This is a genomic window from Streptomyces sp. NEAU-sy36, from assembly GCF_013423905.1.
Taxonomy (GTDB): Bacteria; Actinomycetota; Actinomycetes; order Streptomycetales; family Streptomycetaceae; genus Streptomyces; species Streptomyces misionensis.
On the sequence record NZ_CP058977.1, the window covers coordinates 1007559 to 1020466 of the forward strand.

A 12908-nucleotide genomic window follows, 5' to 3' on the forward strand; every position below is an offset into this window, starting at 1 on the left:
CCGTATGACCAGCACCGACCTGTATCTGCCGCGGGGCACCGCCGCGAGCGCCGAGTACGCCGTCGACATCGGCCCCGAGCGGGCCGGGTGGACGTACGGCGCACTGCGCGTCGTCGAACTGCCCCCGGGTGGTGGCCATACGTTCATCACCGGGGACAGTGAGTACATCGTGCTTCCGCTGGAAGGCGGATGTACCGTTCGAATCGAGGGAAACGAGTTCCAACTCCTGGGCCGGGAGAGCGTGTTCGCGGGGTCCACCGACTTCGCGTACGCACCCCGGGACGCCCGGGTCCAGATCGCCTCCGGCGCGGGAGGCCGCTTCGCCCTGGCAGGAGCGAAGTGCGAGCGACGACTCCCCGCCCGCTACGGCCCCGCGCCGGAGGTCCCCGTCGAACAGCGCGGCAGCGGCGGCTGCGCCCGCCAGGTGCGCAACTTCGCCGCCGCCGACACCTTCGCGTGCGACCGGCTGATCGCCGTCGAGGTGCTCACCCCCGGCGGCAACTGGTCCTCGTACCCGCCGCACAAGCACGACGAGCACCGGCCCGGCGAGGAGTGCGAGCTGGAGGAGATCTACTACTTCGAGATCGAGCGGGGCGGCCTCGGCTACCAGCGGGTGTTCCCCTCCCGCGCGGGCGGCGCCGACGTCCTCGCCGAGGTCCGCTCCGGGGACGTGGTGCTCGTACCCGACGGCTGGCACGGCCCCTCCATCGCCCAGCCGGGACACGCCATGTACTACCTGAACGTCATGGCCGGGCCCGGCGAGACGCGGGAGTGGCGGATCCGGTTCCACCCCGACCACACCGAGACCACCGGGGGCTACCGATGACGATCCGGCTCACCGTCGCCCAGGCGCTCGTCCGCTTCCTCGCCGCCCAGCACACCGAACGCGACGGCGAGCGGCGGCGGCTGATCGGCGCCACCTGGGGCGTCTTCGGCCACGGCAACGTCGCGGGCATCGGCCAGGCGCTGGTCGAGCACGCGGACGTGATGCCCTTCCACCAGGGCCGCAACGAGCAGTCCATGGTGCACGCGGCCGTCGGCTACGCCCGCCAGTCGGGCCGCCTGTCCACACACGCCGTGACCACCTCCATCGGGCCCGGCGCCACCAACCTGGTCACCGGCGCCGCCCTCGCCACCGTCAACCACCTCCCCGTCCTGCTGCTCCCCGGCGACGTCTTCGCCACCCGCCCCGCCGACCCGGTGCTCCAGCAGCTGGAGGTGCCGTACGCGGGCGATGTCTCGGTCAACGACGCGCTGCGCCCGGTCTCCCGCTACTTCGACCGGATCACCCGCCCGGAGGCCCTGATCCCGGCCGCGCTCCAGGCCGCGCGAGTGCTCACCGACCCGGTGGAGACCGGGGCCGTCACCCTCGCCCTGCCCCAGGACGTGCAGGCCGAGGCGTACGACTGGCCCGAGGAGTTCTTCGCCGAGCGGGTGTGGACCGTACGGCGGCCGGGCGCGGACCCGGTCGAACTGGCCCGCGCGGCCGAGGCGGTCCGCGCGGCGCGCCGGCCCCTGCTCGTGGCGGGCGGCGGTGTCCACCACAGCCGCGCCGAGGCGGCCCTCGCCGCGTTCGCGTCGGCGACCGGCATCCCGGTGGCCTCCACCCAGGCCGGCAAGGGTTCGCTGCGGTACGACCACCCGCAGGACGTCGGCGGGATCGGCCACACCGGCACCGCGACCGCCGACGAACTGGCGCGCACCGCCGACCTGGTCATCGGCGTCGGTACCCGCTTCACCGACTTCACCACCGCCTCCGGCACCCTCTTCGCCCACCCGGACGTCCGCTTCCTGAGCCTCAACATCGCCCCCCACGACGGCCACAAGCTGGCCGCGCTGCCCCTGGTGGCGGACGCCCGCGGCGCCCTGGAGCAGCTGACCGCGGCGCTGTCCGCGTACCGGGCCGACGCCGCGTACGTGGCGGAGTACACGGCGGGCAAGGAGCGCTGGGAACGGATCGTCGACGCCTGTTTCGCGGCGGACCCGGCCGACCCGCCGACCCAGCCGCAGGTCATCGGCGCGCTCGACGCCGTGGTGGACGAGTCGGACATCGTGATCAACGCGGCCGGATCGCTCCCCGGGGACCTGCACAAGCTGTGGCGGGCGCGGTCGCACGACCAGTACCACCTGGAGTACGGCTACTCCTGCATGGGCTACGAGATCCCGGCCGCTCTCGGCGTGAAGCTGGCGGCCCCCGGGCGGAACGTGTGGGCGCTGGTCGGCGACGGCACGTATCTGATGATGCCGACCGAGCTGGTGACCGCCGTACAGGAGGGAGTCGCGATCAAGGTGCTGCTGGTGCAGAACCACGGGTACGCGTCCATCGGCGGCCTCTCGGCGGCGGTGGGCGGCGAGCGGTTCGGCACCGCGTACCGGTTCCGCGCCGGGGACGGCGCCTACACGGGCGCCCCGCTGCCGGTCGATCTCGCCGCCAACGCGGCGAGCCTCGGCATGCGGGTGCTGCGGGCCCGGACGTCGGGGGAGCTGCGCACGGCGCTCGCCGAGGCGCGCGCCGCCGACACTCCCACATGTGTCTACGTCGAGACCAAAACGTCCGACACTGTGTCGGGCGCGCCCGAGGCGCAGGCCTGGTGGGATGTTCCCGTGGCCGCGACCGCGACCCGGTCGGCCGCGGTCAGGGCACGTGAGCAGTACGAACGGCACGTCTCGACCCGACGCCGCCATCTGTGAGTAAGGAGTCTGTCGGCATGACGAAGATCGTCAACCACTGGATCGGCGGGAAGACCGTCGAAGGCGCGTCGGGCACGTACGGGCCGGTCACCGACCCGGCGACCGGCGCGGTGACCACGAAGGTCGCGTTCGCCACGGCCGAGGAGGTGGACGCGGCGGTCGCCGCCGCGAAGGACGCCTTCGCGACCTGGGGCACGTCCTCCCTCGCGCAGCGCACCACCATCCTCTTCAAGTTCCGGGCGCTGCTGGACGCGCACCGGGACGAGATCGCGGAGCTGATCACCGCCGAGCACGGCAAGGTGCACTCCGACGCGCTCGGCGAGGTCGCCCGCGGCCTGGAGATCGTGGACCTGGCCTGCGGCATCAACGTGCAGCTCAAGGGCGAGCTGTCCACCCAGGTCGCCAGCCGCGTGGACGTGGCCTCGATCCGCCAGCCGCTGGGCGTCGTCGCCGGCATCACGCCGTTCAACTTCCCGGCGATGGTCCCGATGTGGATGTTCCCGATCGCCATCGCGACCGGCAACACCTTCGTGCTCAAGCCGAGCGAGAAGGACCCGTCGGCCTCGATCCGCATCGCCGAGCTGCTGGCCGAGGCCGGGCTCCCGGACGGCGTGTTCAACGTGGTGCACGGCGACAAGGTGGCCGTGGACCGCCTCCTGGAGCACCCGGACGTGCGGGCCGTCTCCTTCGTCGGCTCCACCCCGATCGCCCGGTACATCCACGCCACCGCCTCCGCCAACGGCAAGCGCGTGCAGGCCCTGGGCGGAGCCAAGAACCACATGCTGGTGCTGCCGGACGCCGACCTGGACGCGGCGGCCGACGCGGCCGTCTCCGCCGCCTACGGCTCCGCCGGCGAGCGCTGCATGGCCGTCTCGGCCCTGGTCGCGGTCGGCTCCATCGGCGACGAGCTGGTGGCGAAGATCCGCGAGCGCGCCGAGAAGATCAAGATCGGTCCGGGCAACGACCCGTCCTCCGAGATGGGCCCGCTGATCACCGCCGCCCACCGCGACAAGGTCGCCTCCTACGTCGCGAACGCGGCCGCCGAGGGCGCCGAGGTGGTCCTCGACGGCACCGGCTACACCGTGGAGGGCTACGAGGACGGCCACTGGATCGGCATCTCGCTGCTGGACAAGGTGCCCACGACCGCCAAGGCCTACCAGGACGAGATCTTCGGCCCGGTGCTGTGCGTGCTGCGCGTGGACACCTACGAGGAGGGCGTGGCGCTGATGAACGCCTCGCCGTTCGGCAACGGCACCGCGATCTTCACCCGGGACGGCGGCGCCGCCCGCCGCTTCCAGATGGAGATCGAGGCCGGCATGGTCGGCGTCAACGTGCCGATCCCGGTGCCGGTGGGCTACCACTCCTTCGGTGGCTGGAAGGACTCGCTCTTCGGCGATCACCACATCTACGGCAACGACGGCACGCACTTCTACACCCGCGGCAAGGTCGTCACCACCCGCTGGCCCGACCCGGCGGACGCCCCCGCGGGCGTCGACCTCGGGTTCCCGCGCAACCACTGAGCGTAGACACACGCCCCCGTCGCAGCCTCGTCAGGCCGTCCGGATACCGGACGGCCTGACATTTTTTTGACACGTTCGCTGCGGTTCCCGTTCATGAGGATGAAACGGGTGACGAAGGGGTTAACTGCAAATGACCTTGGAAAACAAGGTCAGAGCACATACAGGCTTGGTGGATGCATCAATAGGGCCTTGTTGCCTGCGAATCTGATGCCGAGTAAGGGTCGCTCGGGGTGCGGATTCCGAAGGCAAACAGCCATTGACGTGGTGGTTTTCGTCGGGGTTCCCTATGGGCGCCGGGAGCGGACGAGACGAACGTACGACGACGATCCGCCGGAGGCGATAGCGCTCCCGGACCCCCCAACCCTCACTCGCACGAGTCGATCGGATTCCGCCGCATGACCGACACGCTCCGCCCTGTCGAGACGGGCCTCCCAGAGGCCACGAACAGCCCGCAGAAGCTCAAGCGATCCATCGGCGTGGTCGGCGGCACCCTGCTCACCCTCTCGTGCGTCACACCCGCCTCCACGCTCTTCGTCATCGTGCCCGACCTGTTCTCCAGCCTGGGCACGGCGACGGCGCTCTGTCTCGCCATCGGCGCGCTGCTGTGCATCCCGGTCGCCTTCTGCTACTCCGAGCTGGGCACCCTGGTCCCCAGCGCGGGCGGCGAGTACGCCATGGTGTCCACCCTGGCCGGACGGCTGGCCGGCTGGCTCGCCTTCGTGATGTCGCTGCTCGTCGTGATGATCGTCCCCCCGGTCATCGCGATGGGCACCGCCGACTACCTCGCCCCGGTCATCCACCTCGACCCGTCCTGGACCGGCGCCGGCGTGATGATCGCGGCCACTCTCGCGGGCCTGCTCGACCTGCGCGCCAACGCCTGGATCACCGGCATCTTCCTGGTCCTGGAGGTCGTCGCGGCCGGCGTCGTCGCCCTGCTCGGCTTCGCCCACGCGCACCGCGGGGTCGGCGCCCTCACCTCCTTCCAGATCGCCGGCGAGAACGCGCACGTCAACCCCGTCACCGCGATGATGGTCCTGTCCGGGCTCGCCATCGCGCTCTTCGCCACCCAGGGCTTCTCCACCGCCGTCTACCTCTCCGAGGAACTGGAGGACCCGCGCCGCAACGTCGCCCGCACCGTCCTCGCCACCCTCGCCATCTCCAGCGTCGTCATCCTGGTGCCCGTCACGGCGATCACCCTGGGCGCCGGCGACCTCAAGTCCCTGACCGCGGGCAACATCAGCAGCATGGTCATCGCCTGGAGCAACTCGGCGGTCGGCACCTTCGTCAGCCTCTGCGTGGCCCTCGCCATCATCAACGCGGGCATCGTGATGGTCATCCAGAACTCCCGCGTCCTGTTCGCCTCGGCCCGCGACAAGGCCTGGCCCTCCCCGGTCAACAACGCCCTCGCCAAGCTGGGCCGGTTCGGCTCCCCCTGGGTCGCCACCCTCGTCGTGGGCGTCCCCGGCGCCTTCCTCTGCTTCGTCAACCTGGACACGCTCTACGGCGTCACCGGCGTCGCCGTCACCGCCCTCTACCTCCTGGTCGCCGTCGCCGCCCTGCTCGCCCGGCGCGGCGGGCACGGCACCCGCAAGGCCTGGCGGATGCCGCTGTGGCCGGCCATGCCGGTCCTGCTGATCGCGATCCTGGTCTACATCCTGGTCGAGCAGGAGGTCTCCTACCTGATCTGGACCGGCGGCATCACCGTCGTGGCCACCCTCTACTGGGCCTTCTACCTCCGCCCCCGCCAGGACACCCGCTGGCTGGTCTCCATCCCCGAGGACACCGAGGAAGCCTGACCCCCGCGGCGCCCGGCCCCCGGTACCCCCCTCACCTTCGGTACCGGGGGCCGGGCCGTGCCCGGGCGGCTACCGCGGGCGAAGTACACGGCGGCGGGCCGTACTCCCCGGGGAGGGGCCCGGGTTCAGCCCAGGGGGCCGGGCGGACGTCCGAGGCGGACCGTACCGTTGAGCCATGGATCTTCGTGTCCCCGCGTGGCGAGGGCTGATCGAGGGGCCGCGGCGGCTGGTGGCCGCCGCGGCCGCCGTCGTGGTGCTCGCGGCCGCCGGAACCTGGACAGCCGCCACCGCCTTCGGCGGCGAGACCCCGGTGCACCGCAGCGACCGGATGATGACCATGCCGGGCGGAGTGCGGCTGGACACCTCGTACTTCACCGCGGGCGGCGGCGGCCGGCGGCCCGCCGTGCTGCTGGCGCACGGCTTCGGCGGCAGCAAGGACGACATGCGCGGCCAGGCCGAGGACCTCGCCCGCGACGGGTACGCGGTGCTGACCTGGTCCGCGCGCGGCTTCGGCCGGTCCACCGGCAGGATCGGCCTGAACGACCCGAAGCACGAGGTCGCCGACGTCTCCCGGCTCATCGACTGGCTGGCGAAGCAGCCCCAGGTGCGCCTCGACAAGCCCGGCGACCCCCGCGTGGGCATGGCCGGCGGCTCCTACGGCGGCGCGGTCTCTCTGCTCGCCGCCGGGTACGACCACCGGGTGGACGCCATCGCTCCGGCCGTCACCTACTGGAACCTCGCCGACGCCCTGTTCCCCGGCGGCGTGTTCAAGAAGCTGTGGGCCGGGGTCTTCTTCGGCGAGGGCGGCGGCTGCGCCCGCTTCGAGACCGACCTGTGCCGGATGTACGACCGGGTCGCCGAGTCCGGCACCCCGGACACCGCCGCCCGCGCGCTCCTGGAGCAGCGCTCACCGTCCGCCGTCGGCTCCCGCATCAAGGTGCCCACCCTGCTGGTGCAGGGCCAGACCGACTCCCTCTTCCCGCTCGGCCAGGCCGACGCCGCCGCGCGGGCCGTCAAGGCCAACGGCGCCCCCGTCGACGTCGACTGGATCGCGGGCGGACACGACGGCGGCGACCTGGAGACCGGCCGCGTACAGGGCCGGGTGCGCTCCTGGTTCGACCGGTACCTGAAGGGCGACAAGGGCGCCGACACCGGACCCGCCTTCCGGATCACCCGCACCGGCGGCGTGAACTCCACCGACGGCACCGCCCAGCTGCGCGGGGCGAGCGCGAACGCCTACCCGGGCCTGCGCGCGGACCGGCACGCCGTGCCCCTGACCGGCGGCGAGCAGCGCGTGGCCAACCCGGCCGGAGGGAGCCCGCCCGCCGTCTCCGCGGTGCCCGGACTCGGCGGCGCGAGCGGCCTCGGACAGCTGTCCTCGCTCGGCCTCGGCGTCTCCCTCGACCTCCCCGGCCAGTACGCCCGCTTCGACTCCGCGCCACTGACCCGCGACCTCCGGATCACCGGCACCCCGACCGCCCGCATCCACCTCCGCTCGACCAGCGACGACGCCGTGCTGTTCGGCAAGGTCTACGACGTCGGCCCCGACGGCGGGCAGCAGGTGCTGCCCGCCCAGCTCGTCGCCCCCTTCCGGGTGACCGGGGCCAAGGCCGGCAAGGACGTCACCGTCACCCTCCCGGCGATCGACCACGAGGTGCGCAAGGGCCACCGGCTCCGCCTGGTCCTCGCCGCCACCGACCTCGGCTACGCCTCCCCGGCGGCCCCGGCCACCTACACCGTCTCCCTCAAGAGCGCGCTCGACGTCCCGACGGCACCCGCCGTCACCACCGCCGCGGCCCCGCTGCCCTCCTGGGTGTGGTGGCTGCCCCTGGCCGGCGCCGCGATCGCCGCCGCCCTGCTGCTGACCGGCCGCCGCCGGACGGCCGCCCCCGCCCCCGACCCGGAACTGGCCGAGGTCCCCCTGGTCATCGAGGGCCTGAGCAAGCGCTACGCCGGGTCCGCCGACCGGTACGCGGTGCGCGAGCTGTCCTTCCGCGTCGAGCGCGGCCAGGTGCTCGGCCTGCTCGGACCCAACGGCGCGGGCAAGACCACCACCCTGCGCATGCTGATGGGCCTGATCACCCCGGACGACGGCGAGATCCGCGTCTTCGGGCACGCCGTCCGCCCCGGCGCCAAGGTGCTGTCCCGGGTCGGCGCCTTCGTGGAGGGCGCGGGCTTCCTGCCGCACCTGTCCGGCCGGGAGAACCTGGAGCTGTACTGGCGGGCCACCGGCCGCCCGGAACAGGACGCCCACCTGGACGAGGCCCTGGAGATCGCCGGACTCGGCGACGCGCTCGCCCGCGCCGTGCGCACCTACTCCCAGGGCATGCGCCAGCGGCTGGCCATCGCCCAGGCCATGCTCGGCCTGCCCGACCTGCTGATCCTGGACGAGCCCACCAACGGTCTCGACCCGCCGCAGATCCGGGAGATGCGCGAGGTGATGATCCGGTACGCGGCCGGCGGGCGCACCGTGATCGTCTCCAGCCACCTCCTCTCCGAGGTCGAGCAGTCCTGCACCCACCTGGTGGTGATGGACCGCGGCCGACTCGTCCAGGCCGGTCCGGTGCGGGAGATCATCGGCTCCGGCGACACCCTGCTCGTCGGCACCGCCACGCCCGTGGACGAACCCGTGGTGGAGAAGGTGGCCGCCCTGGACGCCGTGGCCTCCGCCGTGCGCACCGACGACGGGCTGCTGGTCCGGCTCGAACCCGGCGGCACCGCCGAGCGGCTGGTCGCGGAGCTGGTGCGGCTGTCGGTGCCGGTCGCCTCGGTCGGCCCGCACCGCCGCCTGGAGGACGCCTTCCTCACCCTGATCGGAGGTTCCGCATGAGCACGCTCACCGAGGTGGCCTCCGGGTACCGCACCCGGCACACCCTGCCCCTGCGGGTGGAGCTGGTCCGCCAGCTCAAGCGGCGCCGCACCCTGGTCATGGGCGCGCTCCTCGCCGTACTGCCGTTCGTGCTGGTGATCGCCTTCGCCGTCGGCCACCCCTCGGGGCGCGACGGCCAGGTCACCCTGATGGACACGGCCACCGCGTCCGGGGCGAACTTCGCCGCGGTGAACCTGTTCGTCACGGCGGGCTTCCTGCTGGTCGTGCCGGTCGCCCTGTTCTGCGGGGACACCGTGGCCTCGGAGGCCAACTGGTCCTCACTGCGCTATCTGCTGGCCGCGCCCGTGCCCCGGGCCCGGCTGCTGTGGTCCAAGCTGGTCGTGGCGCTCGGGCTGAGCTTCGCCGCGATGGTGCTGCTGCCCGTCGTCGCGCTCGCCGTCGGCACCGTCGCCTACGGCTGGGGGCCGCTGCGGATACCCACCGGCGGCGAGCTGGACACCGGCACGGCCGTGCAGCGGCTCGCGGTGGCGGTGGCCTACGTCTTCGTGTCCCAGCTGGTCACCGCCGCCCTGGCGTTCTGGCTGTCGACCAGGACGGACGCCCCGCTCGGCGCGGTCGGCGGCGCGGTCGGCCTGACCATCGTCGGCAATGTGCTGGACGCCGTCACCGCCCTCGGCCACTGGCGCGACTTCCTGCCCGCGCACTGGCAGTTCGCCTGGGCCGACGCCATCCAGCCGCACGCCGAGTGGTCCGGCATGCTCCAGGGCGCCTCCCTCTCGGTCACCTGCGCCCTCGTGCTGTTCGCCCTGGCCTTCCGGGGCTTCGCCCGCAAGGACGTCGTCTCCTAGGGCGCCCGGTCCGTACACGACGAAGCGGCGGGCCACCGGGGGAACCGGTGACCCGCCGCCGCGGGAGTCGGTTGCTCAGCTGCCGACGGCGCCGTTGCCCGAGAGCGCGGAGATGTCGTCCAGGATGTGCGAGAGCGGCTCGTCGCCCTTCGCCTGCGTGGAGTTCTCCGTGCACTGCTGGGTCTGCGGCGAGGACAGGATCGGGATGTCCTGGACCCCGACGTTGACCAGCGCGATCAGCGACTGGGCGTCGATCTTCGCCGGCAGGCCGATGCAGGGCTTGTTGAGCGAGCCCTCGACCAGCGAGAGCTGCGGGCTCATGCTGCCGGTGGTGGCCGAGTTGCCGAAGGACGACGTGGCGCCGTTGCCGCTGAGCGACGTGGTGCCGTGGTCGTTGCCGATGGCGAGGGCCTGGGGGGCCGCCGCACCGGCGAGACCGGCGACGGAGGCGGCAACGGCCGCGGTTGCCCACAGCTTCTTCATGTTCGTTCCCTTTCGAAAGGCGGACTCCGGGGAGGAGCTGCGTGACCGTCAACTGCCTCGACGGGGCCGTGGTTGCGGCGTTTGCCCCGTTCGGAGCAGTCTGGTCGGATGAATGGATGAACGCCCCCCGGGCGAACCGGCGCCCGGACAGCGAAACGGCGGGTCACCGGAGGGAGAAGGGAGATCCGGTGACCCGCCGCCGTGCGGAGCGACCGCTCAGCTGCCGGCGGCGCCGTTGCCGGACAGGGCGGAGATGTCGTCCAGGATGTGCGACAGGGCCTCGTCGCCCTTCGCCTGCGTGGAGTTCTCCGTGCACTGCTGGGTCTGCGGCGAGGACAGGATCGGGATGTCCTGGACCCCGACGTTGAGCAGGCCGAGAACCGACTGGACGTCCGCCTTCGCCGGCAGGCCGATGCAGGGCTTGTTGAACGAGCCCTGGATGAGCGCCATCTGGGGGCTCATGTTGCCGTAGGTGGCCGAGTTGCCGTACGTCTGCGCGGCGCCGTTGCCGCTGTAGGTCGTCGTACCGGTGTCGTTGCCGATGGCCAGGGCCGGTGCCGCGACGGCGGCGGAGACACCGACGAAAGACGCGGCGACCGAGGCGGTGGCCAGAACCTTCTTGATCACTTGCTGCTTCCCTTCTGAAGACACCCCGTCCACCGGAGCGATCTGGTTCAACGGGACCGGGCGCTCACCGGTTGCCCTCGTTCACTCCGATGGCGCACATTTCGCGGGCGCCGGCGCATGGGCGGTGAATACGGCCGGACGATCCGATCGGGTGACCCCCCGCAACCAAACGGTCCCGGCCCGGTTGATGCGAGGGCAGGAACATGCGTCTTGGTGAAAGCCAGGGAAGGAAAGCGAAATGCTGAAGAAGGCAATGGCCGCGGCGGCGGTCGCCGCGTCTTTCATCGGTGTGTCTGCGGCGGCGGCCCCTCAGGCGCTTGCCATCGGCAACGACACGGGCACCACGTCGGCCAGCGGCAACGCCGCCCATGAGTCGTTCGGGAACGCGGTGACCCGCGGCAACCTGAGCCCGCAGGCCACCCTGGTGGGCGGCTCGCTCAACGACCTGTGCGTCGGCCTGCCGGTGAAGGCGGACGTCCAGTCGGTTCTCGCCCTGGTCAACGTCGGCGTCCAGGACATCCCCGTGCTGTCCTCGCAGCAGATCCAGCAGTGCGCCGAGAACTCGACGCAGGCCAAGGACGACGAGCCGCTCTCGCATGTCGCGGACGACATCTCCGTCCTGGCGGGCAACGGCTCCGTCGGCAGCTGAGCAGGCCCCGCCCCGAGTGCCGTCCGGGCGCCGCACCGTGTTCTCGGTGCGGCGCCCGGACGTTTTTTGTCTGTCTTCCCGAAGAAGCACCTATCCGTTAATCGTCCAAGGTGTCAATTCTATGGGGGCGTTCGAGTGAATTAGGGGGCCGGGTGCGTTCCAGAGTTTCTCGCGTTGTCTATTCCTCGTTCTAGAACCTGCCGGTCATGGTGCGAGCCGTTCAAGGCCGTGCTCGCTCGGTTTCGACCGCTCATAGGGGCATGACCGTCAGAGAAGGGAAAACTTATGAAGAAGAGCGCTGCAGTCATCGCCGGTGCCCTCATGGTGCTGGGCGGGGCCGCCCCCGCCTTCGCCGACGCCGGGGCCGGGGCCGTCGCCGCGAACTCTCCGGGCGTGCTCTCCGGCAACGTGATCCAGATCCCGGTGCACGTGCCGATCAACCTGTGCGGCAACAGCATCGACGTCATCGGCGTGCTGAACCCCGCCTTCGGCAACACCTGCGCCAACCACTGACGTTCGGCCCCCACCTCACCAGCCCACCCGGCTGCGTCCCGGCCGGCCTCGGACCGTCGATCCCTCGATCCCGCGTCCCGGGGCCGGCCTTTGCCTTCCCACATCTTCGAGCAGGAAGACCACGAGATTGCGACAGACCCTCAGCAAGGGCATGGTCGTGGCCGCCGCGGCCGCGACCGGCGTGCTGTCGTTGTACGGCAGTGCCGCGCTCGCCGACTCCGGCGGGCAGAGCGTCGCCCAGGGCTCGCCGGGCGTGCTGTCCGGCAACAGCGTCCAGGTCCCGGTGCACATCCCGGTGAACGTCTGCGGCAACTCCGTGGACGTGGCCGCTGCGCTGAACCCCGCGTTCGGCAACTTCTGCGCCAACGTCGGCGGTCACAAGCACCATTCGACCCCGCCCACCGGTTACGGCGACGACGACACGAGCGGCTACGGCAGCTCCGAGACCACCGCGCCGTCATCGTACGGACACGACACGACGCCGCCGTCCTACGGGAGTTCCGAGACGACCGCACCGTCGTCGTACGGACACGAGACGACTCCGCCGCCCTCGTACGGCAACGAGACCACCCCGCCGCCTTCCTACGGCAACGAGACCACCCCGCCGCCCTCCTACGGCAACGAGACGACTCCGCCGCCGTCGTACGGCAACGAGACCACCCCGCCGCCCTCGTACGGCAACGAGACCACCCCGCCGCCTTCCTACGGCAACGAGTCGACTCCGCCGCCTTCGTACGGCAACGAGTCGACTCCGCCCCCGTACGGCGGTGGTGAGACCACGCCTCCGCCCGAGACCACCCCGCCGACCACCCCGCCCCCGGGCCACCCCTCGCTGCCGCACACCGGCGGCAACGCCCGTGCCATGATCGCGACTTCGGCCGCCAGCGCCGCGCTGATCGCGGCCGGTGCGGTGCTGTACCGCCGCGGCCGGAACACCGCCCGCCGCTGATG

Annotated in this window: 11 protein-coding genes; 9 read left to right on the forward strand and 2 right to left on the reverse strand. The window is 71.9% G+C overall.

The window, feature by feature from the left end:
* Positions 1-4 precede the first annotated feature (4 nt).
* The 6 genes from iolB (at position 5) to HZZ00_RS04570 (ending at position 9685) form a co-directional block, all read left to right on the forward strand.
* A complete protein-coding gene (gene iolB, locus HZZ00_RS04545) occupies positions 5-826 on the forward strand; it encodes a 5-deoxy-glucuronate isomerase (RefSeq protein ID WP_180330998.1) in 822 nt (273 codons plus the stop codon).
* Entirely contained in the window at positions 823-2691 is a 1869-nt protein-coding gene (gene iolD / locus HZZ00_RS04550) for a 3D-(3,5/4)-trihydroxycyclohexane-1,2-dione acylhydrolase (decyclizing) (protein WP_180330999.1), read from the forward strand. Before iolB ends, iolD begins: the two co-directional genes overlap by 4 nt.
* 17 nt (positions 2692-2708) lie before the next feature.
* Positions 2709-4211 carry a CoA-acylating methylmalonate-semialdehyde dehydrogenase gene (mmsA, locus tag HZZ00_RS04555; RefSeq protein WP_180331000.1) on the forward strand — a complete coding sequence of 501 codons (1503 nt, stop codon included), beginning with the start codon at positions 2709-2711 and terminating at the stop codon, positions 4209-4211.
* Positions 4212-4606: 395 nt separating this feature from the next.
* Positions 4607-6007, forward strand: coding sequence for an APC family permease (locus tag HZZ00_RS04560; protein ID WP_180331001.1), 1401 nt, complete (start codon positions 4607-4609; stop codon positions 6005-6007).
* A gap of 175 nt (positions 6008-6182) precedes the next feature.
* Complete coding sequence (locus tag HZZ00_RS04565) at positions 6183-8837, forward strand: CocE/NonD family hydrolase (protein ID WP_180331002.1); 2655 nt, start codon at positions 6183-6185, stop codon at positions 8835-8837.
* The gene (locus HZZ00_RS04570) at positions 8834-9685 is read left to right on the forward strand and encodes an ABC transporter permease (protein ID WP_180331003.1); all 852 of its coding nucleotides are present in this window, start codon (positions 8834-8836) and stop codon (positions 9683-9685) included. The genes HZZ00_RS04565 and HZZ00_RS04570 overlap by 4 nt, the downstream gene beginning before the upstream one ends.
* A gap of 75 nt (positions 9686-9760) precedes the next feature.
* Here the strand turns inward: HZZ00_RS04570 and HZZ00_RS04575 are convergent, their stop codons facing one another.
* Complete coding sequence (locus tag HZZ00_RS04575; protein WP_180331004.1) at positions 9761-10168, reverse strand: rodlin; 408 nt, start codon at positions 10166-10168, stop codon at positions 9761-9763.
* Positions 10169-10384: 216 nt separating this feature from the next.
* Positions 10385-10795, reverse strand: a complete 411-nt coding sequence (locus HZZ00_RS04580) for a rodlin (protein WP_180331005.1) — start codon at positions 10793-10795, stop codon at positions 10385-10387.
* Positions 10796-11033: 238 nt separating this feature from the next.
* Between HZZ00_RS04580 and HZZ00_RS04585 the strand changes: the two genes are divergently transcribed.
* The 3 genes from HZZ00_RS04585 to HZZ00_RS39010 all read left to right on the forward strand — a co-directional run bounded on the left by HZZ00_RS04585 (position 11034) and on the right by HZZ00_RS39010 (position 12906).
* Positions 11034-11444, forward strand: coding sequence for a rodlin (locus HZZ00_RS04585; RefSeq protein ID WP_180331006.1), 411 nt, complete (start codon positions 11034-11036; stop codon positions 11442-11444).
* A gap of 285 nt (positions 11445-11729) precedes the next feature.
* Positions 11730-11957 carry a chaplin gene (locus HZZ00_RS04590; RefSeq protein WP_180331007.1) on the forward strand — a complete coding sequence of 76 codons (228 nt, stop codon included), beginning with the start codon at positions 11730-11732 and terminating at the stop codon, positions 11955-11957.
* A 127-nt stretch (positions 11958-12084) separates the two neighbouring features.
* Complete coding sequence (locus HZZ00_RS39010; protein ID WP_180331008.1) at positions 12085-12906, forward strand: chaplin; 822 nt, start codon at positions 12085-12087, stop codon at positions 12904-12906.
* Positions 12907-12908: the final 2 nt, after the last annotated feature.